19 protein-coding genes and 2 tRNA genes are annotated in these 20,947 nt (G+C 43.9%); 18 read left to right on the forward strand and 3 right to left on the reverse strand.

The window, feature by feature from the left end:
• Window positions 1–186: 186 nt before the first annotated feature.
• Window positions 187–1,704 carry an exopolyphosphatase gene (gene ppx, locus LUCIF_RS10575; RefSeq protein WP_207857450.1) on the reverse strand — a complete coding sequence of 506 codons (1,518 nt, stop codon included), beginning with the start codon at window positions 1,702–1,704 and terminating at the stop codon, window positions 187–189.
• Between the two features lie 186 nt (window positions 1,705–1,890).
• Here ppx and LUCIF_RS10580 point away from each other — a divergent pair, with 186 nt between their 5' ends.
• The 17 genes from LUCIF_RS10580 to LUCIF_RS26055 all read left to right on the forward strand — a co-directional run bounded on the left by LUCIF_RS10580 (window position 1,891) and on the right by LUCIF_RS26055 (window position 19,281).
• The gene (locus LUCIF_RS10580) at window positions 1,891–3,447 is read left to right on the forward strand and encodes a Ppx/GppA phosphatase family protein (protein WP_122627864.1); all 1,557 of its coding nucleotides are present in this window, start codon (window positions 1,891–1,893) and stop codon (window positions 3,445–3,447) included.
• Entirely contained in the window at window positions 3,444–5,546 is a 2,103-nt protein-coding gene (locus LUCIF_RS10585) for an RNA degradosome polyphosphate kinase (protein ID WP_122627865.1), read from the forward strand. Before LUCIF_RS10580 ends, LUCIF_RS10585 begins: the two co-directional genes overlap by 4 nt.
• A 299-nt stretch (window positions 5,547–5,845) precedes the next feature.
• On the forward strand, window positions 5,846–7,144 hold the full coding sequence (locus tag LUCIF_RS10590; protein ID WP_122627866.1) for a phenylacetate--CoA ligase family protein: 1,299 nt from the start codon (window positions 5,846–5,848) through the stop codon (window positions 7,142–7,144).
• 26 nt (window positions 7,145–7,170) lie between these two features.
• On the forward strand, window positions 7,171–7,614 hold the full coding sequence (locus LUCIF_RS10595) for an ACT domain-containing protein (RefSeq protein ID WP_207857453.1): 444 nt from the start codon (window positions 7,171–7,173) through the stop codon (window positions 7,612–7,614).
• Between the two features lie 254 nt (window positions 7,615–7,868).
• Complete coding sequence (locus LUCIF_RS10600; protein ID WP_122627867.1) at window positions 7,869–8,162, forward strand: hypothetical protein; 294 nt, start codon at window positions 7,869–7,871, stop codon at window positions 8,160–8,162.
• A 213-nt stretch (window positions 8,163–8,375) separates the two neighbouring features.
• Window positions 8,376–8,452 (forward strand) — tRNA-Arg (locus LUCIF_RS10605).
• Between the two features lie 379 nt (window positions 8,453–8,831).
• Window positions 8,832–10,493: a ribonuclease J gene (locus LUCIF_RS10610; protein WP_122627868.1), complete on the forward strand. Its 1,662-nt coding sequence runs from the start codon at window positions 8,832–8,834 to the stop codon at window positions 10,491–10,493.
• Between the two features lie 87 nt (window positions 10,494–10,580).
• On the forward strand, window positions 10,581–11,399 hold the full coding sequence (locus LUCIF_RS10615; protein ID WP_122627869.1) for an undecaprenyl-diphosphate phosphatase: 819 nt from the start codon (window positions 10,581–10,583) through the stop codon (window positions 11,397–11,399).
• Between the two features lie 123 nt (window positions 11,400–11,522).
• Window positions 11,523–13,049: a PAS domain-containing sensor histidine kinase gene (locus LUCIF_RS10620; protein ID WP_122627870.1), complete on the forward strand. Its 1,527-nt coding sequence runs from the start codon at window positions 11,523–11,525 to the stop codon at window positions 13,047–13,049.
• 168 nt (window positions 13,050–13,217) lie between these two features.
• Entirely contained in the window at window positions 13,218–13,742 is a 525-nt protein-coding gene (locus LUCIF_RS10625; RefSeq protein WP_122627871.1) for a hypothetical protein, read from the forward strand.
• A 152-nt stretch (window positions 13,743–13,894) separates the two neighbouring features.
• Window positions 13,895–13,971, forward strand: a tRNA-Arg gene (locus tag LUCIF_RS10630).
• Between the two features lie 208 nt (window positions 13,972–14,179).
• Complete coding sequence (locus tag LUCIF_RS10635; protein WP_122627872.1) at window positions 14,180–15,085, forward strand: LysR family transcriptional regulator; 906 nt, start codon at window positions 14,180–14,182, stop codon at window positions 15,083–15,085.
• 196 nt (window positions 15,086–15,281) lie between these two features.
• Window positions 15,282–15,854 carry a LysE family transporter gene (locus tag LUCIF_RS10640; protein ID WP_207857461.1) on the forward strand — a complete coding sequence of 191 codons (573 nt, stop codon included), beginning with the start codon at window positions 15,282–15,284 and terminating at the stop codon, window positions 15,852–15,854.
• 108 nt (window positions 15,855–15,962) lie between these two features.
• Window positions 15,963–16,541 (forward strand): Crp/Fnr family transcriptional regulator, encoded by a 579-nt coding sequence (locus tag LUCIF_RS10645; protein ID WP_122627874.1) that lies wholly within the window; start codon window positions 15,963–15,965, stop codon window positions 16,539–16,541.
• Between the two features lie 28 nt (window positions 16,542–16,569).
• Window positions 16,570–17,601, forward strand: a complete 1,032-nt coding sequence (locus tag LUCIF_RS10650; protein WP_207857470.1) for an SDR family NAD(P)-dependent oxidoreductase — start codon at window positions 16,570–16,572, stop codon at window positions 17,599–17,601.
• An 89-nt stretch (window positions 17,602–17,690) separates the two neighbouring features.
• A complete protein-coding gene (locus LUCIF_RS10655) occupies window positions 17,691–18,812 on the forward strand; it encodes an aldo/keto reductase (RefSeq protein ID WP_122627875.1) in 1,122 nt (373 codons plus the stop codon).
• Between the two features lie 319 nt (window positions 18,813–19,131).
• Window positions 19,132–19,281, forward strand: coding sequence for a hypothetical protein (locus LUCIF_RS26055; RefSeq protein WP_165865961.1), 150 nt, complete (start codon window positions 19,132–19,134; stop codon window positions 19,279–19,281).
• Window positions 19,282–19,456: 175 nt separating this feature from the next.
• Here the strand turns inward: LUCIF_RS26055 and LUCIF_RS10665 are convergent, their stop codons facing one another.
• On the reverse strand, window positions 19,457–19,939 hold the full coding sequence (locus LUCIF_RS10665; RefSeq protein WP_122627876.1) for a hypothetical protein: 483 nt from the start codon (window positions 19,937–19,939) through the stop codon (window positions 19,457–19,459).
• Window positions 19,940–20,147: 208 nt separating this feature from the next.
• Here LUCIF_RS10665 and LUCIF_RS10670 point away from each other — a divergent pair, with 208 nt between their 5' ends.
• Entirely contained in the window at window positions 20,148–20,342 is a 195-nt protein-coding gene (locus tag LUCIF_RS10670; RefSeq protein WP_122627877.1) for a DUF1657 domain-containing protein, read from the forward strand.
• A 151-nt stretch (window positions 20,343–20,493) separates the two neighbouring features.
• Here LUCIF_RS10670 and LUCIF_RS10675 read toward each other — a convergent pair whose 3' ends face one another.
• Window positions 20,494–20,838, reverse strand: coding sequence for a hypothetical protein (locus LUCIF_RS10675; RefSeq protein ID WP_122627878.1), 345 nt, complete (start codon window positions 20,836–20,838; stop codon window positions 20,494–20,496).
• Window positions 20,839–20,947 lie beyond the last annotated feature (109 nt).

Below are 20,947 nucleotides of genomic sequence, written 5' to 3' on the forward strand. Positions count from 1 at the left end.
GCGAGAACTGCGAAAAGTGGGTTAGAATAAGAAATCCCGGACGCATTGTCCGGGAAGTCAAAATGTTCAATGGGGAACAGGCGCTTTGAGCCTGTTCCTTTTTTATGTTTGTTAGAAGCACGAGCTTTCCCGCGCTTTGGACCTTGCGCCATGAGCTGAAAGATCGCGTCAACGGTCTTTCTTATATCAGGGAATTTCAATCTTTAATTCTTGTCCGAATTCTTTTTTAAACCACCTGCTATGTTTTTCCGCTGCCTGTTTTTCGATGACCGGAATTGTATTCGGCAGTAACCCCAGGTAAGCCTTACCATCCTTCAAGCCGGCGTCCAGACGCTCAATCAGACCGGCTTGGGTAGTGTCCAGGCTTTCCGCCAGCGCTAATAATAAGGCCATTTTCCGGGCTTTTTGCCAGTCCGCTTCATCCAGAAATTCGCTGTAGATTTTATTGCGAACATATTTGGCGGACTGTCCATGATGCCAGCCGGCTACAACGGCCAGCAGCATTTGTTCCCGATGAGTCAGGCCGAACAAACGGGCATTCTCGATTAAATAGGCGCTGTGACGGGGATGGTCGTAATAATTAATCGTAATACCGATATCATGCAGTAATGAGACAATTTGCAGCAAAGTCCGGTCCCGCGGGCCCATTTTATGCAATTCCTGCCAGCCGTCAAACATAGCTGTTGTTAAGAGCGCCACATGCTCGGCGTGGAGGCTGTTGCCGTTATAGAACAACAGAATGTTATGCGCGCTATGGGTTAGAATATCATCAATCACGACATCTTGCTGTTCCTGATTCCGGTATTGTTCCAGGAATAAGCCTTCCCGGATGCCGCAGCCGCTGATAATCAGGTTTGGACTGCGGGTTGCATCAAACAGGCACTTTACAATCGTTGTGCCGGCTACGATGAGGTCGGCGCGTTCACTGCTGAGACCAGGAATTTTTCCCCGTTGGTTCACGGAAGTCCGTACAATAGATTTCCACAAGTCCTCCAGTGAATAGACGCCCAACCGGTAGTTATGAAGTTTGGGAAAAGGATAGTTTTTACGGCGCTGATCCATTTTTGCAATATTACGTGCCGTTCCGCCAATGCCGATAATTGGCAAGCCGATGTCCTTCAGCCAGGGATACGCGTCGAGTTTCTGATTGATGAAAATTTTTAACTCCGTCAATTGATTTTCACTGACTTTGTCCTGGGTGCTGAACTTCTCGGTCAGATTAACGGCGCCAAAGGGAAGACTTACACTTTGTTCAATTCGCCGGTTGCGGATCAGGGTCAGTTCCGTGCTGCCGCCACCTAGGTCAAATAACAGGGCATCGTTGATGTCAACCGAGTTGATCACGCCGATAAAGCCAAGTTTTGCCTCTTCTTCGCCACTGACAATCCGGAGTGGAATGCCAGTTTGCTCCAAAGCCAGCTTAACAAATTCTTGACCGTTCGTAGCATTGCGGACGGCGGCAGTGGCAACGGCGAGCACTTTGTCAACTTTTAACAGGGAACACATATGGGAAAATGTTTTAAGCGCTGAAATCGCCCGGCTGATTGCTTCCGGACGAAGCGTATTTTCACCGGTGGTGCCTTCGCTGAGACGGACTCCCTCCTTCTGATGGTATATCAAATTATACGCACCGTTTTCGTAGATGTGCATGACTATGAGACGCGCTGAGTTGGATCCAAGGTCAATAATGGCTATTCGTTGCACTATATACTCAACCCCTTACCCGGAACATTAATATTATCTTTATTCTAATTTGGCATCCAGACGCAAAATCCTTGCGCGGATGGAGAAAAAAATATAGGCGGAATTTTAACACAATTTTTACATATCCGGAAAGGTATTTGTAAGAATCATCAATAATAATCTATAAAGGAGGAGGAATCAAATCAAATGCCCAAGACAAGTCCTGAACTATTTGCCGCTATTCATGTAGGATCAGAGCAGATCGGCATGCAAATTGTAGAGTATACAGACCTCCGTAGTATTAAAATCGTTGAGCGGGCGCAACGGCAGGTTGTACTGGGGGAAGAAACGTTTAAAACGGGACGGATCGGCTTTAATTCAATCAGTGAAGTTTGCGAGTTGCTCAAAGGATATCGCCGCATGATGAGTGAATATGACGTTGGAGAATACCGGCTTATTGCCACAACCGCCATCCGGGAAGCTAAGAACCAGCAATATATTATTGATCAAATTAAGGTAAAAACAGGTTTCAAAGTAGAAGTTGTCGATATGCCGCAAGAGATTTTTTTCAAATATGTGGCGATGTTTAAAGCGTTACAGGAGCGGCAGATAACGAAAGAAGCCGATGGTATTCTTTTCGTCGATATTTCCTCCGGCGGATTGGGATTTACCCTTTATCAGGAGCGGAAAATTAAGTATCATCAAAACATTCATATCGGGGCTCTGAGAATTAAGGAAAGTTTTGATAAAACCCAGCGGGATTCGGCATATTTTCAGCAGGCTTTGGCTGAATATATATACAGTACGATTGAGCTGGTGGAACAAGAGCTGGGGCAATATAAAATCAAGTATCTTGTGCTCTCGGGATTCGAGACCCGTCTTTTGCAGAAGATGCTGGGCGGAGAGCAAAGTGCTCAATTGTCCTTTGTTAGTTTGGCTGATTTTTATCATTTGTATGAACAGGTGAGAATGTTAAATTTGCCTCAGTTGATGAAAAAATTTGATTTATCCGAATCGAAAGCGGAGATGGTTCTGCCGACGATTTTGCTTTACAGCCAAATTTTATCGCTAGCCAGCAGTGATGAGATTGTTATAGCGGGTGACAGTGTAATGGACGGTATTACTTATCTTCATGTCGCTCAGCAGTATGAAGACAAATGGCTGGACATGCTGGAAGAGCAGGTTGTCAGCTTTGCCAGGGCATTAGGCCGTAAATATCAGTACGATTCTCAGCATGCCGGGCGGGTGGAGGAAGCATCGCTTTTATTGTTTGACAGGTTAGTGAAAGTTCACGGTCTGGGAAGACGGGAACGTCTGCAGCTTAAGGTGGCAACGATACTGCATGATATCGGTAAGTTTGTCAGTTTGCGGAAGCACTATTTTTATTCTTACCGCTTGATTGCTTCGTCCGATATGCCGGGTTTTTCGGAACGGGAAAAAGAGGTTATCGCGAATGTGGCCTATTACCATTCCAAAGGTACACCGAATGATTCAGACAGTAATTTTTCGCTATTATCCATGGAACAGAAAGTAACAGTAGCTAAACTGGCCGCTCTAATCCGGCTGGCCGATGCTTTGGACCGCAGCCACCGGCAAAAAGCAGTCATTCATGATATTGTCCTGAAAGGGGACGAGATGATTATCAGTGTGTCCGCTCAAGAGGATATGTCGCTGGAAGAATGGACATTTGTGGATAAGGCTGATTTTTTTGAAGATGTATTTGGAATTCGGGCTATTCTTGAGAGACAGGCGGGATCAAGATGACAGAATTTGATAAACCGGGTTATTTTTTAAACCGGGAACTAAGCTGGTTGAAATTTAACATGCGGGTGCTGCAGGAGGCGGATGATAAAGCGAACCCTCTCCTGGAACAGCTGCGGTTTATTGCTATTTTTGCTTCGAATCTGGATGAGTTTTTTATGATCCGGGTGGCCGGATTGCAGCAGCAACTGGAAAGCGGCATTAATAAGCAGGATGCCGCCGGTCTGACCGTAAAGCAGCAGTTGGAAGAAATATCGCGGGCTGTCCATGCCATGGTCAAGACGCAGTACCGTTATCTGCGGACTATCTTGCAGGAATTGATTAAACAGGAAATCCTGGTTACTGATGTGGAAAGCTTGTCGGAGAAAAATAAAGCCTGGGCGGAAGACTATTTCTTACACACCGTTTATCCGGTCATAACGCCCTTGGCGGTAGATGCGTCCCATCCCTTTCCCTTTTTGGCTAATCGCAGCCTGAATCTGGCAGTCATGCTGGGTCATGAACGGGAATGCATGACGGCGGTTGTTCAAGTTCCGGCCGTACTGCCCCGGATTATACCAATACCCGGCGGCGGCAAGAAAAAGAAATTTATTTTACTGGAAGAGTTAATCCGGTCCTTTTGCTTTCACCTGTTTCATGGGTATATACTCAAGGACATTTTGGCGTTCCGTATTACCCGCAATTCGGATTTATCCATTGACGAAGAGGAATCGGAGGACCTTTTGGCTCTGGTAGAAAAATCACTGCGGCAACGGAAGCGAGGACAGGGCGTTCGTCTCGAGCTAAGCAAAACAGCTAATAAAAATCTGAAAAACTTTCTGATTGACGCCCTAAAAATAGAAGGACAAGATATTTATGAAATCAATGGCCCCATTGACCTTACCTTTCTCATGAAATTCGTCGATTTGCCGGAAGGTGATTTTTTACGCTATCCTGCTTTTGTGCCGCAAGTGCCGGCGGATCTTGTGGAGGTTGATGATTTGTTTGCGGCTATCCGGGAGAGGGATATCTTGCTGCATCATCCCTATGAGTCCTTTGAACCGGTTGTTGAGTTGATCCGGCGGGCGGCCGCAGACCCGGACGTTTTAGCGATTAAGCAGACCTTGTACCGGGTAAGCGGCAATTCGCCGATTGTCCGTGCGTTGGCACAGGCGGCGGAAAATGGCAAACAAGTGACGGTGCTGGTGGAATTGAAAGCCCGTTTTGATGAAGAGAGAAACATTCTTTGGGCCAGGCAGTTGGAAGAAGCGGGCTGCCATGTGATATATGGTTTGGTTGGCTTAAAGACTCATGCCAAAATTTTGTTGGTGGTGAGGCGGGAAAGCAGCGGCATTAAACGGTATGTCCACATGGGGACCGGTAATTATAATGATGCCACCGCCCGTGTCTATACCGATATGGGACTTTTTACAGCCAATGACCAAATGGGAGCCGATGCATCGGCGTTTTTCAATTTGCTGTCCGGGTATTCCGATCCACCTGTATGGAATAAGATTGTAGTCGCCCCCATGGGTTTGCGGCGGAAATTGGAAGAGTTGATTGCCCGGGAGATTGAACATGTAGAGAACGGTAAAACCGGCCGGATTATAGCCAAGATGAACGCGCTGGTGGATAAAGAAATCGTTTTAAAGTTATATGAAGCAGCCCATAAAGGGGTAAAAATTGATTTGATCATAAGAGGGATCTGCATTTTACGGCCAGGCTTGCCCGAGGTTAGTGAAAACGTTTCCGTACGCAGTATTGTAGGCCGTTTTTTGGAGCATAGCCGGATTTTCTATTTTGCTAACGGGGGCGATGAAAAAGTTTATCTGTCCAGCGCCGATTGGATGACCCGGAACTTGCGGGAGCGGGTAGAACTTTTCTTTCCCGTGGAAGATCCCCGTCAGGCGGAACGGATTAGAGGATTGCTGGATCTGATGCTAAAAGACAATCAAAAGGCCCATATTATGAAAAGCGATGGAACGTACCGCCGGGCAGACCGGCGGGGAAGAGCGGGAACAAACAGTCAGGAATTATTTTACGAGATGGCCCAACTGGCAGCTAAACCGCAGGATATTACATTGGAACAAATGCTTAAGCCGATGTATAGAAAACAAGAGTAAGAGAATCGCCCGCATGGGCGATTTTTTTTGATACACTGCTCCGCCTACGCTTATGACAAGATGATCCTTCTGCCTGGATTGTTCGCCCAAAATAATTTCCAGATAGTTTCCCTGCGCTCCTAGCCCTGCGCCATGGACCGAAAAAAACGCGTCAGCGGTTTTTCTTATTTTTCTTGACCGTAAAAAAACGGCTTGGTATAATGTTGGCAAAATTGTATACATTGTGCGCGGGAAAAAGAGAAATGTCTATGGAGTTTTTGTCTTGCGCCGGAATGGCAGGGATATTAGGAGGGGACAAAATGTATTGGAATCAACCGATGGAAACGATGGAGCGGGAAGAATTAAGTAAGCTGCAAAGTGGCAAGTTGCGGGACATGATAGACCGCATCTATCGTCAGGTACCGTTTTACCGGGCTAAAATGCAGGCCGCCGGCCTATTGCCGGGGGATGTAAATAACCTGGAGGATATTAAGAAACTGCCGTTTACTATAAAGCAGGATATGCGGGACAACTATCCGTATGGTTTGTTTGCCGTTCCTCCCAGTGAAATTGTCCGTATTCATGCTTCAAGCGGTACAACGGGAAAACCGACGGTGGTCGGTTATACTAAACGGGATCTCGGAATTTGGGCGGAAGCGATGGCCAGAGCCTTAACCGCAACCGGGGTTACCAGACAGTCTTACATTCAGATTGCCTACGGCTATGGGCTATTTACCGGCGGACTGGGCGTTCACTATGGCGCCGAGCTTATTGGCGCTTCTGTCATTCCCGTATCAAGCGGCAATACCTCTCGTCAGATTATGTTAATGAAAGATTTTGGTACCACGGTGTTGGCCTGTACACCGTCCTATGCCTTATATATTGCGGAAACCATGCGGGAAATGGGTATTTCCCCGGCTGACACCTCGCTAAAAGTGGGCATATTTGGGGCAGAACCCTGGTCGGAAAATATGCGGCGGGAAATTGAGTCACAGCTTAATATTAAGGCAATTGACATTTATGGCCTGAGTGAAATCATCGGCCCGGGTGTGGCGTGTGAATGCCAGATGCAGGACGGACTACATATCAACGAAGATCACTTTTATCCGGAAATCATCAATCCCCTAACAGGCGATCCCCTGCCTGACGGCGAAAAAGGAGAATTGGTAATTACAACGATTACCAAAGAGGGCATGCCGCTGGTCCGTTACCGGACCCGGGACTTAACCACCCTGAATCATAGCGTGTGCACTTGCGGCCGGTCATTGGTGAGGATGAGCAAGGTACTGGGACGCAGTGATGATATGTTGATTATCCGGGGAGTCAACGTATTTCCTTCCCAGGTGGAAACGGTGCTTTTGAGCCTGGGCGAAACGTCGCCACATTATCAGTTAATTGTGGAACGGGAAGATAATTTGGACAGTTTGACCGTGCTGGTGGAGATGACGGAAAATATGTTTAGCGATGAGGTACGAGGCTTGGAGGCACTGGAGCATAAAATTGCGGCTCAGCTAGCTTCCGTACTGAATATCACGGCCAAAGTCCGCCTTGTAAGCGCTAAAGCTCTTGAGCGCAGTGAAGGAAAGGCCCAGCGGGTAGTTGATAAAAGAAAAATTTAGGCAGTTAGAATAAGGAGGGAGACAACATGATTATTCGGCAGATTTCAGTATTTGTAGAGAACAGGCCGGGTACACTAGCCGAAGTACTGGCTGTGCTTAAAGAGCATGGTGTGAATATGAGGGCGCTGTCCGTTGCGGATACTTCCGATTTCGGCATTCTCCGGCTGATTGTGAACGAACCGGAAAAGGTGGAACGAGTGTTGCGCGGCGCCAAATTTGCTGTTAAAACAACCGAGGTGTTGGCTATTACGGTAGAGGACCACCCGGGAAGTCTTTTGGGCCAGATTGAAAAGCTAAGCTCCGCCGGTATTAGCGTTGAATATATGTATGCCTTTGCGGCTGCTCCCGAGCAAGAGGCAAGGGTTGTTCTGAAAGTTGATGATTTAACCCGGGCCGAGCGTCTGATTTGCGGTGAGGAAGGCTGCTCAACCCCCTATGAACCATCGGAAGCTCCCGGATTTTACTGGTAAGCCGTCTCGATAGGCACAAACCCAATCAATTAAACTAACTTCTTTTGTGTGTCAGAGTATCTGTGACACACAGGCTAAGTTCAAAGGCACGGAGTGCCAACCATACAGATGAGCTCTGAACTACGAGCAAAAGACCGCGTTTTTAGCGGTCTTTCTTAATTGTTTTTACGGATTTTCCCTCTACAGGCAGGATTTTTTCTTATGTTGACCGTATTATATAAACGAATTTTATGAAAAGAAAGGTGTGTAAAACCATGAGCAATCAGTTTAAGGTGGGTATTCGCACCGCAAAAGACGAATATGGATATATTGTTTATGATTTGGACAACAAGACGGTGCAGGTCGTTTTAGCGAATGAAAAGGCTCGCCAGGATGTGGAAAACTATTTGGCCGGAACTTATGTTATCCCCAGCGCGGATCAAACCTTGCTGGATTTTCAGGAAACGACGGTTGAACCTACATCTAGTTTGGACAATCTTAAGCTGGCGTTGACCCGGATGTGGGGAAAAACCGGAGTCTATGTAGATTGGAGTCATCCTGTGCCTTGAGTTATCCACAGAATTATACACAAAAAGTCTGTTTATGTGGATAACTTTGTGGGGAAATTGAGGGTAACAACCCAAAATAGACAAAAACCGGGATTGAACCTGTGGATAACTGGGGTTGTTTCTGGGGAAAACTTCAAGCAGCCAAGAACTTGACTTTACTTATGGGGTATGATACAATCCTTTTTGTCGGTAAAACGGAAGACTTTTATTCGTCTGCCCGTAGCTCAGCTGGATAGAGCGTTTGACTACGAATCAAAAGGCCGGAGGTTCGAATCCTCCCGGGCAGGCCATAGCTACCGTAAGAGGGTTTTACGGTTATGTAAAGCTTTTTATTTTGTTAAATAAATTTACGGGACTGGCGTGTATCAAGTACGTCAGTTCCTTTTTTTAGTGAAATTAAGTTTGATGACCGCGTCAGGCGGTCTTTTTTACTGTCACCACGTTAACGTGTGGGAGGCCTTTCTTTATCCTGATCATTGTTGATAAAATACAAAAACATAGGATACCCTAAAATAATTGCACGGTGGACGACGGTTACTGCGGCAGGAGGGGACCCTAACTTGTATTGGAACTAAATGTAATGTATAATAGATTGACTGCATCAGCGAACGTGATCACGATGATTCAATATTGCGCGGACGGTATCAAATTAAATGGAGGGATTATTTTTTGGAACAAAATAATAAATTACTGATTATTCCGCTTGGCGGGTTGGGCGAAATCGGCAAAAACATGACTGTTTTTCAGTATGGCGAGGACATCGTTATTTTGGATGCCGGGCTTGCCTTTCCGGAAGACGAGATGTTGGGGATTGATCTGGTTATACCGGATATTACTTATTTATTGGACAACCGGGATAAAGTACGGGCCGTTGTCCTGACTCACGGACATGAGGATCATATCGGGTCTTTGTCCTATCTCCTGAAAGAGATTAATGTGCCTGTTTATGGTACAAGACTGGCATTGGGATTGGCGGAAGAGCGGTTAAAAGAAAACCGGGTGTCGGGTTACCAATTGATGCCCGTCAGGCCGGGAGACCAAATAACCCTGGGAGCGTTTCAAATCGGTTTTATTCAAGGCAGCCATTCCATTCCGGATGCCTGCGGCCTGTATTTCAAAACACCTGTGGGCACTGTCGTTCATACCGGGGACTTTAAAATTGACCAAACGCCGGTGGATGGCAAGTTAATTGATATTCATAAATTTGCTGAATTGGGAAATCAGGGAGTTTTAGTGCTAATGTCAGACAGCACGAATGCCGAACGGCCCGGATATACAGGTTCGGAGCGTGAGGTTGCCATGGCGTTGGAGGAAGAATTTAAAGACGCCAAAGGCCGGGTTATTATGGCTACGTTCGCTTCGAATGTATCCCGTATTCAGCAGGCTGTTCATTCGGCCTGTAAGTATAGGCGCAAAGTCGTGGTGCTTGGCCGGAGTATGGTTAATGTTGTGAATATTGCCATGGAACTGGGATACCTGGAGATGCCCGAAGGAATGCTGATTGAAGCGGAGGAAATGAAGCGGTATCGGGATGAGCAAATCCTCATTCTTACTACCGGCAGCCAGGGAGAGCCTATGTCCGGTTTAAGCCGCATGGCTACCAACAATCACCGAAGTGTGTCTATTAGTCCGGGGGATACTGTTTTGATTGCGGCGACACCCATTCCGGGGAATGAAACGTCCGTATCAAAAACCATCGATAATCTGCTCCGTTTAGGGGCCCAGGTGGTATATGAAAGAATCTCGGGTATCCATGTTTCCGGTCACGCCAGCCGGGAAGAACTTAAACTGATGCTGAATCTGGTGAGGCCCAAGTTTTTTATCCCGGTGCACGGAGAATACCGTATGCAAAAGCAGCATAGCAAAATTGCCGAGGGGTTGGGAGTTCCCCGCGAGAATATTTTTGTGGGAGAAAACGGAGATATCTTCGAATTTACCAAAGACACAGGCCGGGTTGCCGGAAAAGTTAAGGTGGGAAAGGTCTTTGTTGACGGACTGGGCGTCGGGGATGTCGGTAATATCGTCATTCGCGACAGACAGCAGCTTTCCAAAGAAGGCATCTTGATTGTCGTTGTAACCCTAGATAAACAGAAGGGCGTTTTGTTGTCGGGCCCCGATTTGGTATCACGCGGCTTTGTTTATGTCCGGGATTCGGGCGAACTTATGAATGAGGCTCAGAACAGAGTAAAAGTGGCGCTGGAGCGCTGCGAATCCGGCAAGATTACGGATTGGTCTTCTATAAAGCTTCAGATTCGTGAGGTTTTAGGCAAATATCTTAATGAAAAAACCGGACGCCGCCCCATGATTTTACCGATTATTATTGAAGTATGACAAGTTTCGGCCAGACAACCTACTAGGCTGACGTGTATGAAGATAAAGTTTTTGTAATAGTTAGAGCAAATACTTGGAGGCTTTTATATGACACTGTTTCAATCACTCGTTTTTGCGGTGATTCAGGGAATTACCGAGCTCTTCCCGATTAGTAGTGTAGCACATGGCGTTTTGACACCCTATTTTTTCCATTGGAATTTAGCGCCTAGCTTTCTGAAAGAGCATTTTTTACCTTTTGTGGTAATGCTGCATCTGGGAACAGCGACGGCGCTGCTTTTATTCTTTGGTACGGAATGGATTCGGATTATCCGCTCCCTATTTACTAAAGACAGGCAAGCAAGAAAATTGTTATGGTTAATTGCGGCCGGAACATTTCCTGCCGCGTTATTGGGTTTTATCCTGGAAAAAACGATTCGTCATGCTTTTAGTAATGTGACCAGCGCCGCAGTTTTTTTAATTATTAACGGCTTTCTTCTTTATTGGGGCGAAAAATTAAAAGGCCATGGCCGCAAAGAAATTAATGACCTTACCTACGGGCAGGCCGCTATTGTGGGAGTATTCCAGGCATTGGCGCTGATTCCCGGTTTTTCGCGGTCGGGCGCAACCATTACGGCAGGATTTTGGATGGGATTACGGCATGAGGCTTCCGCACGGTTATCTATGTTGCTGGCAACGCCAATAATTATCGGGGCGGGGATTATTGAGATCCCTAAATTGCTCCATATTAGTACCACGGGTTTGCTGCAAATTTCTCTTATTGGTGGAGTTGTCGCCGGCATTATGGCATACTTGAGTGTCTGGGCGCTAATGAAATGGTTTCATACTAATGAGATAAACGCTATGCGTCCATTTTCCTGGTATTGCTGGCTAGTTGGGATCGGTGTGTTAGCCAGCCAGCTTTTGTAAAGTGGTAATGCAAAGGTAATTTCTAAACAAGTAACAAATAAGGCTCTGATTTTTTCAGAGCCTTATTTGTTTACTTATGTTTTTCCAAGGGGAAAAGAGGAATTTGTTGAAAGATGTCAAAATATGAATAATAATGTAAAGCGTTGCAAGGAAGTGAAGCTGTTGGATACGATTAAGGATTATATACAAAGGCTAAGAAGGACGGAAAAACAATTAGAAAAAATCCTTGTGATCCGGCAGAATTTGGAACCTGATTTTAAAATGCAAATTCCCTTTAGCTACATTTGTAACCGGGATATGAAAATTGTTTATGCCAGCACAGCGGGTGCCAAACATTGGGGATATACTCCTTTCGAAATGGAAGGGAAGAAACTCAGTGACTTAGGATTTTCATCCCAAGTGGCGGAAGCGGTTACAACGAACATAAAAACTGTTTTTGACAAGGATGTTTCGTTGCGGGATAAAATCATTATTTGCCGGAACAATCAAGACCTTTACAATTACGAATATGTATTGAATCCCTTGCATGCCGGCGAGGGTGATGTTGGCGCAGTAATTTGCACGATCTGGAATACAATGCAAGTTGCTATCCATTCTGAGTTGATAAAATACACAAGATGGTTTAAAGAATTTATAAAATACAGTCCTTTTGGCGTTGTCTTAATAGACAGGGAGGAGAACATCCTGCTTTATAACGAACTGGCCGCCAAACTCTATCCTGGCAGTATCCCGGGTCCAACAGGACTATCTCTTAAGGAAATTTTTTTCCGGCTGGGATTTAATGCAGAAGAATATTATAATTCCGTTTTTCTTAAAGCATTGAGGGGGCAGAAGATTTTTGCGGAACATCGCAAAGTTTTAGATTATAATTTATTATTGACTTGTTTCCCTCTGAAGGATAATGACGGGCAGATTCTTGGCGCAGCTGTTATTTTTCAGGATATTACGGAAATTATAGCCTATCAAAATAAAATATATAGGCTGGATAAACTGGATTTAATCGGACAACTGTCGGCCGGTATTGTTCACGAAATCCGCAATCCCCTGGCCGTGATCTCGGGATATATGCAGTTTCTTAGACCCAAAGTGAATCCGGGCATGCAATCCCAGTTTGATCTGATATTACGGGAACTGGGCCGGGTTGAAACCATATTGAATGGTTTTCTTTCGGTCGCCAAGGATAAGAGTGCCGAAAAATCGTTTTGTAATTTAAATAACATATTAAATGAAATTATTCCTTTACTGCATGCGGAGGCAGTGAAGCAAAGCATAGAGATTCAGCTCAATTTGGAAGAAGGATTGCCGGAACTCTTTTTATCTTCCACGGAAATAAAGCAGATGGTTCTCAACTTAGCGCGAAATGGCATGGATGCAATAGGCGGACAAGGAATCTTAGCATTTTCGACCAGACGGGAAGGGGACGAAATTATATTATCGATTGCTGATACCGGCTGTGGTATTTCCGAACACGTTAAAGATAAAATATTTGCGCCCTTTTTTACTACCAAGGAGAACGGGACAGGATTAGGATTGGCGGTCTGTGCCAGTATTGCGGCCAGGCATTCTGCTACGATCGAAGTACAGCCGGCGGTGGAAAAAGGCAGCCAGTTTATCATTAAATTTAAATTAGAAGAAGAGAAAACGGCGTAGTAACTGTAGACCGGGTTACAATATCTTTCGATTGAGGGCTCTGAGATAAATTCTCAGAGCCTTTCTGTATGCTGGAATTTCATAGAAGAATAATTGCCAATTTGACGGGGAAGATAAGGGTATACTGGTATATTAGTATTCTGCAGGTGAAAAATGGGGGGGAAAGACTTGGAAGACAGGTTTATAAGAGGCTACATTGCGGGGGTTATTGGTGGCATAGTAATGGTATTGCTGGATTATATATTATTTGTGCTGGGTATATCTGAGGCCAGATATCTCGATCTTGTTGCAATTATGATCTGGGGTTACGTCCCCTTAACTGTTTTTGGACAAAGTATTGCCCAAGTAATACAATTGGGCCACGCCGCATTAGTCGGGATTACGTTTGCATTTCTTGTTCCGGTAATTGATAATAAGTATCTCTTATTCAAAGGGGCGACGTATGGGGCGGTAGTTTGGTTTACTGTTTTTGCTATAGGCTCGCTCTATAAATTATCGTTATTTTATCTATCGTCACCGACAAACGCCTTTTCCCACCTTATTACATCCGCAATATGGGGCGTAGTTGCCGCCGTAGCCTTAACACGAATGGAGAAATATGCTACTGCCCGTGAAAGCCGTCAAGTGGATTCGGCAGTTGCCGTGCCTGCCTACAAACGTTATACCGGGGAATCGGATGATAATGACAGTTAGTCCGGGGTTACGCAATCACCAAAGTTAGAAAATACCTGCCGGGCAGCATTGCTTCTCAGTTATGTTAATGTTATAATACTTTGAGTAGAGCAGAGGACATAGTTTGTAGAAGCGTATTGTAAGAAGGTCCGATGCTGCGTAGCTAGATGTATGCGCCCGTAGCTCAGGTGGATAGAGCAGCGGTTTCCTAAACCGCGTGCCGGTGGTTCGAGTCCTCCCGGGCGCACCATATAGAAAAATCACGCTTTCCGGCGATTTGCCGGAAGGCGTTTTTTATACGGGTAGGAATAAATACTTTAAACAGGTGACCTGTCCTCCCGAAATAGTATGAATTCGAACAACTAGAGAAATCGCATAAAATAGGTGTAAGGGGAAGGTCCTTTTTTGCCATTGCAAGTAACGGTCCCAAATTTAACAGCTAGGTTGGGGTGAATAAGTTGACTTTACAGCAATTGAAATACGTTTTAAGGGTTGCAGAGAAAGGATCAATTAGTGAAGCGGCCAAAAGCCTATTTATTTCTCAACCCAGTTTATCTAATGCGATTAAAGAGCTGGAAAAAGAAATCCAGATCACCATATTTACCAGATGTAATCGTGGAATAGCTGTTTCTAATGAAGGCGCAGAATTTCTTGGATACGCTAGGCAGGTTATACAGCAAGCGGATATGCTGGAGGAAAAATATCTAAACGGAGAACCTGCAAAGCAGCGTTTTTGCATCTCAACCCAACATTACACCTTTACGGCGAATGCCTTTGTCGATCTTGTAAAAGAATTTGGAGGCTCGGAATATGAATTTACTATCCGGGAGACAAAAACTTATGAGATTATTGAAGATGTAAAGAATTTGCGGAGTGAACTAGGGGTTATTTACTTAAGCAAATATAATGAGACAGTTATCCTGAAATTACTAAGGGAAAGTAATATTAGTTTTTCGGAACTGGTCACGGCAAAACCGCATGTATTTATCAGTAAGACACATCCATTAGCACATAAAAACCTAATTCAGCTAGAAGAATTGGAAGATTATCCTTGCCTTTCTTTTGAGCAGGGAGAATATAATTCTTTCTATTTTTCCGAAGAAATTTTAAGCACCAGGAGTGTAAAGAAGAGTATTAAAGTCAGTGACCGGGCAGCCATAGTCAACTTCATGATTGGTCTGAACGGATATACGATATCTTCTGGGATTTTCCCAAAATATCTGCACGGCGAGCAAATTATTGCTGTACCCCTTAAGGTCGAGGAAGATATTAAGATCGGTATTATTATGCATAAAGATATCACGATGACGAAATTGGGAGAAATCTATCTGGATGCCTTAAAGAAAATTGCAAAGGAACTTTAATAATAAGGATAAGATAAGTAGCCTGGTATAGATTTTAGCTATATCAGGCTATATTTATTTGGTATTATATTATACCAGAGAAAAGCTATATAATCGTAACTGTCAGGTTTTTCCCGGCAGTGACTAAGTGGGGATATCTGATATGAAAAGCGGCTGATAAGAGCAGGAGGGGAATAGCAACGTGGAAATACACTCGATGTCTTCATTTCTGGTATTTGTGTTTATTAATGCCTTTACACCAGGGCCGGGTAATATTTTGGCGTTGAATACCATAAGCAACTACGGTTGGAAAAAAGGAAAACGACTATTCTTCGGAATCTTTGCGGGATATTATTGCGTGCAGGCTTTATGCGCATTTTTTGTATATGGGTTAGACCAGTTCTTACATCCTGTCATGCATTTATTGAAGTATGGCGGAATTATCTATATCACCTGGCTTGCTCTTCATGTTGCGCTTAGTAACCCGTGTGACCAATCTGAGAAGAAAGAAGCCTCTTTTTGGATTGGTTTCATCTTACAGTTTGTAAATGTAAAAATATTTCTGTTTGGAATTACCGTTTTGACAGGATATATAATTCCCTACTATGCATCTTTTAGGATGCTCTTATTATTTGAAATGTTTATCGCTACAATAGGAAGTATTGCAACTATAACGTGGATATTTTTTGGAGCAGCATTCCAGAAGCCCTACAGCAAACATTTCAGGATAGTGAACGTGGTTTTGGCTTTAATTCTTTTAGAATGTGCATATCAACTGACCGGCAATTAACCCCAAGCAGACAACGGGTATGAATATGCAGCAGAACACTTATCATATGTTAATGATCGTTTTTTAGAACAATATATAATCAGGGTATAGGCCAAGAGGGGGGATACTATGGATATTAAAACTCTAGCACAACAAGGACAAATACGAAATAATTTAATGAAATACATCAGTGAAGAAACCCTTAATCGGATTATCGATTTCGACAGGCTGATTCATTATAAAAAGGGAGATATGATTTTTTCTGAAAATAATGGATTTCTTCTGCTTTCAGGCATCATACGGGGATACTATCTGGATATGGATGGAAATGAAGTCACCAATATGTTTATCATTGAAACTATGGTTTATGGCTCTCAGTTTTTAACGACAGACAAACCTCATGTCTGCAATTTTGAGGCTTTGGAAGATTGCACGGCTGTCCCGTTAAATTCTGCCGCTATTGCGGAATACATCAGAACCGACCATGGTTGGCAGATGGCCTATATTAATATGCTGGAGGAAGCACTAAAAGGAAAAATCCTACGAGAAATAAGTCTTGTCACCAAAACTGCCACCGAGCGCTATTTGGATTTGAAAAAACAATACCCCAATATAGAGAAGAGGGTCAACCAAGTCCATATTGCTTCCTACCTGGGGATTACGCCTGTATCGCTAAGTAGAATTCGCCGGGTAATCCGAGAAGAATAACCTCATCTTGAAGTTGGAGGGATACATTGTGAATGAAAATAAGTTGCAAAAGCCGATTGCATCCCCGTATGGACATTTTACAAAAGCGAATGAAATCGTAAATGGAATGAACCTGAGTGGGAAACTAGCAGTGGTAACAGGCGGATATACCGGAATTGGTCTTTATACTACGAAGGCATTAACTAGTGCCGGTGCTCGCGTGATTGTCCTTGCAAGGGATTTGGCGCGGGCAAGACGAAACCTTCGCGGGATAAATAACATCGAAATCGAGTACTTCGATCTTTTAAAACCAGATACAATTGATGCCGTTGCAGATAAGGTTCTAAAAACCGGTAGACCAGTCCATTACCTGATTAATAGTGCGGGAATCATCAACACGCCACTTACTAGGGATAAACGAGGGTATGAGTATCAATTTGCGACAAATCACCTGGGCCATTTTCAGTTAACTGCAAGATTATACCCTGCACTAAAGATGGCAAATGGTGCTCGTGTAATCGAAGTGGCTTCACGGGGACATCGCTTTGGCAGCGTGCTGTTTGATGATGTCCATTTTAATAGAACCGAATATAACGGGATGAGAGCCTATGCACAATCTAAATCTGCTACTGCTTTGTTTGCCGTTAAACTAGATGAACTTGCCAAAAAGGATAAAGTTAGAGCTTTTGCTGTACACCCAGGGCCGATTCCCACATCAGACCTTTTCGCAGAAAGTCTCGTTGGGATCAAACCCCCGTGGGTTGTCAGTCTCATACGGCTGTCTGCCCAAGTTATGCGGGGGCTGCACGTAACCGAATTACTGAACATTCTTAGACATCCACGGATTGAAGACGCATTCAAAACCATAGAACAGGGAGCATCAACCTTGGTGTGGTGTGCGGTCAGCAGCGATTTGAATGATCTTGGCGGTGTTTATTGTGAGGACTGCAATATTGCACAGGCGGTATCGGCGGATAGCGATGAGCCATATGGAGTTCGTCCTTGGGCAATTAATCCGGAACTTGCAACGCGTTTATGGAAACTAAGCGAGGAGTTAACAGGGGTAACGTTCCGATTTTAATAAGAAGAAGGACAGATATGTCAACTCGCATATAACAAAAGGACAACGATATTTATATTGAGCATAGATTAATATTAAGGAGTAAAATAATGGAATATACTAATTTCGGTAAAACAGGGATGATGGTATCAAGGTTGGGGCTAGGGTGCATGCGCTTTCCTTCAAGTGAGAGCGAGGCAATAGAAATGGTTCGATACGCGATTGACAATGGAATAAACTATCTTGACACAGCTTATATATATAAAGATAGCGAAATTATTACCGGTAAGGCGTTAAAAGAGGGCTACCGAAATAAAACGGTTTTAGCTACCAAAAGTCCAATTTGGAATGTTGGTAGACACGAAGATTTTGAAAAATATTTAGACGAAGAGTTGAAGCGCCTGGGGACAGACTATATTGACATTTATCTCCTTCATAACCTGAATTATGGCAATTGGGAAAAAATAAAAAAATTTGATGGACTTACATTTCTTGATAAGACGGTCGACAAAGGGAAAATACGTCATAAGGGTTTTTCAATTCATAACACATTGCGGGCATTCAAGGAAATTGTCGGCACTTTTGATTGGGAGATGGCACAAATTCAGTTGAATATCCTCGGTGAATCACAGCAAGTTGGTGTTGAAGGCCTAAAATATACTGCCGACAAAGGATTGCCTGTTGTCATAATGGAGCCGCTTCGAGGAGGGTATTTACTGAATAATGTACCCCCAGAAGTAATTGACTTGATTCATAAGTACCCGGAAAGACGCTCGTTCGTCGAGTGGTGTTTCCGCTGGCTATATAATATGCCGGAAGTCTCTGTCATTCTAAGTGGGACAAGTACTCTTAACCAGTTGAAAGATAATTTGAGAATTTTTGACCATGCTGTACCAAACGTTATGTCAGCAGAAGATTTGAAACTGATTGATACGATAAGAGGAATGTTTGAAGCTAAAAATAGCATTGGTTGTACAGGCTGTCAATACTGTATGCCATGTCCGCGAAAAGTGAGTATTCCAACGGTGTTTAAACTATATAATAATTATCAGCTTGTGAAGCCACATCCAATCGATAAGGTTGTGTATCAGAATAACGTGATTCCTTCCGGTCTAGGTGCAGACCAATGTGTGTCTTGTGGTGTATGTGAGAAAAAGTGCCCTCAAGGTCTCAAAATATCGGAATTGCTCAAAGCAGTTCATGAAGAATTTATGGGAAAAGTTGTTTCTTGATAAACGCATCAGTCTGAGCTTGTGTTTTCTTTACAGCCTTTATCATTACTCCATGCACATTGAGTGACCGTGGCGGAAGCAATACCGGAGTAATTAAAAGAAATCAAATTGATTTTTTTTTGAATAAATCAGCCATATACTGATCCAAAACAGCAAGGCTTCTTTTTACTGACGGCTTACTATTTTTGTGTATAATCTTATAGCAGATCCGCTCAGGCGGTGAAGCCAGTAACCGCTGAATCACAAATTGTCCCGTTTGGACGAATGTATTGGCCACAGACTTAGGCACAACAGACCGGCCTTCTCAATTTTTTATACGATGACACTAGGGGCAGGAGCGGTATCACCGGCTATTTACGGGACATTAAGTGATTTTGCTGGTATAACGACTACTGTTATTATCGTGGCTGTTGTTCTCTTAGCTACTATACCGTTAACCTTCCCCCTTCGAGGGAAATTAGTAAATTGATTATAAACGGCTGGATTCGGCGATATAGCTCATAGCGTTAAAAACTAAGAGGCACCAGTAAAAATATTAGAGCGGCAAGGCTTCAGAGATTCTGAACCTTGCCGCCTTTGTGTTTTTTAGAGCCATTTCTGTAGTTTTGTATGCTATTTGTATGCTACGGCGACTGCTTGCAAGATTATCGGAATGAATACTTCATGGAGATGGCTACGGCCCCATACACCCCATCACCATTCGTATATCTACCGCCGGGCAGTATATCGATATTGAAGCCAATCAGAGACTCATTACCAGTAGTAAAATGCAAGGCTCCAATTATAGGCTTGAACGGATTGACAGAATTATACCCTCCACTTAAATCAAGACCTACGACAACGCCCGAATGTAGCCCTAATATACGATATGGCGTATATTGAACGCCGATATAAAAGGTATCTTTTCGCAAGCTATTATTAAAAAATCCAGTTGTTACGGCAACATCTTTCTGCAATGTGTATTCCAAACCGAAACCACGATTGTGTTCATTCAAATCAGGGTTTGAATGGGGAAAGTGCCTTGTAAATACAGGTACAGTAATTGCCATTGAATTTTCCGCAGCTTGTACGACGCCACACCCCAAAAAAATGAATATTGCAAATAACAGCAAAACTCGTATGACCAATCCCTCCCCAAATGTGCGAATATCAAGTCCATTCTAACATCACTGCGCTTGCCAGCCCACCGGTATATAGTACCAAAAAGCATGGGCAGGGTGACAACAATGAACTCTGTTCTTGATGTTGTAAAGTCTAGAGAATGTTTCCACTTATAAATTCATATCCCCGGTAAAAGATATTTATGGTCGTAATAAAAAAGAAGGGGGTCTCTTTATGACTGTCAAAAAAGATTTGGACAAAGCGGTAGCCGCTGCTGAATCCGCTAAAGGAACTTATGCCGCATTTGCCCAGTCCACAGAGGACCAAAATGCTAAGACCATGTTTGAGCAAATGAGTCAGGACATGGATAGGCATATTGCGCAATTAAACAGCCGGTTAAGTTCGACAGCAGAAAACCAATTAAAATAATAGTAGAAAATCAGGCTGGCAATGCCGCCAAGATCTATTCGTCTTTAGCGAAATATATACGCAAATAAAACTCCGTGGACAGTGCGTCTACGGAGTTTTGCCTTTTTTATATTTATTGGAGTGGAAACTTAATTATGAGAGATTTTTGTTTTTAATTATTCGACGAGCCGATGGCAATTCCAATCAAAAGGGCGGCAATTTGATTTAGCGCTTCATCATGACGATGTCTTTCCCGCTCTTGCCGTTCATGCCATTCCCTGTCACTTTCCCCTCTGCGGCGCTGCATCTCCCGTTCGTGGCGTTCATTTTCTTCTTGCATACGCCGGTCGTGTTCACGTTGCCTGTCATTATCACGGTTATGAGGACCTTCATCTAACCGGACTATTTGCTGTGGTCCAATAAATATGGGGGAAGCGGATGCTATGCCCGCACCAAAACTGATTTGCATAATGCCGGCCATTGAATAGATAACTAGTTTCTTAACAATACTTTTCACAGGATATCCCTCCTCTGTTTATGTTTTTAGTATAGCCGTAAAGTGTCACAGAATCGTTACAGAATCATAACAAAACAAATAAAATAGAGGATCCTGGTATTCGTAACGT

The organism is Allolucifera butyrica (assembly GCF_900476375.1).
GTDB lineage: Bacteria > Bacillota > Negativicutes > Sporomusales > UPPP01 > Lucifera > Lucifera butyrica.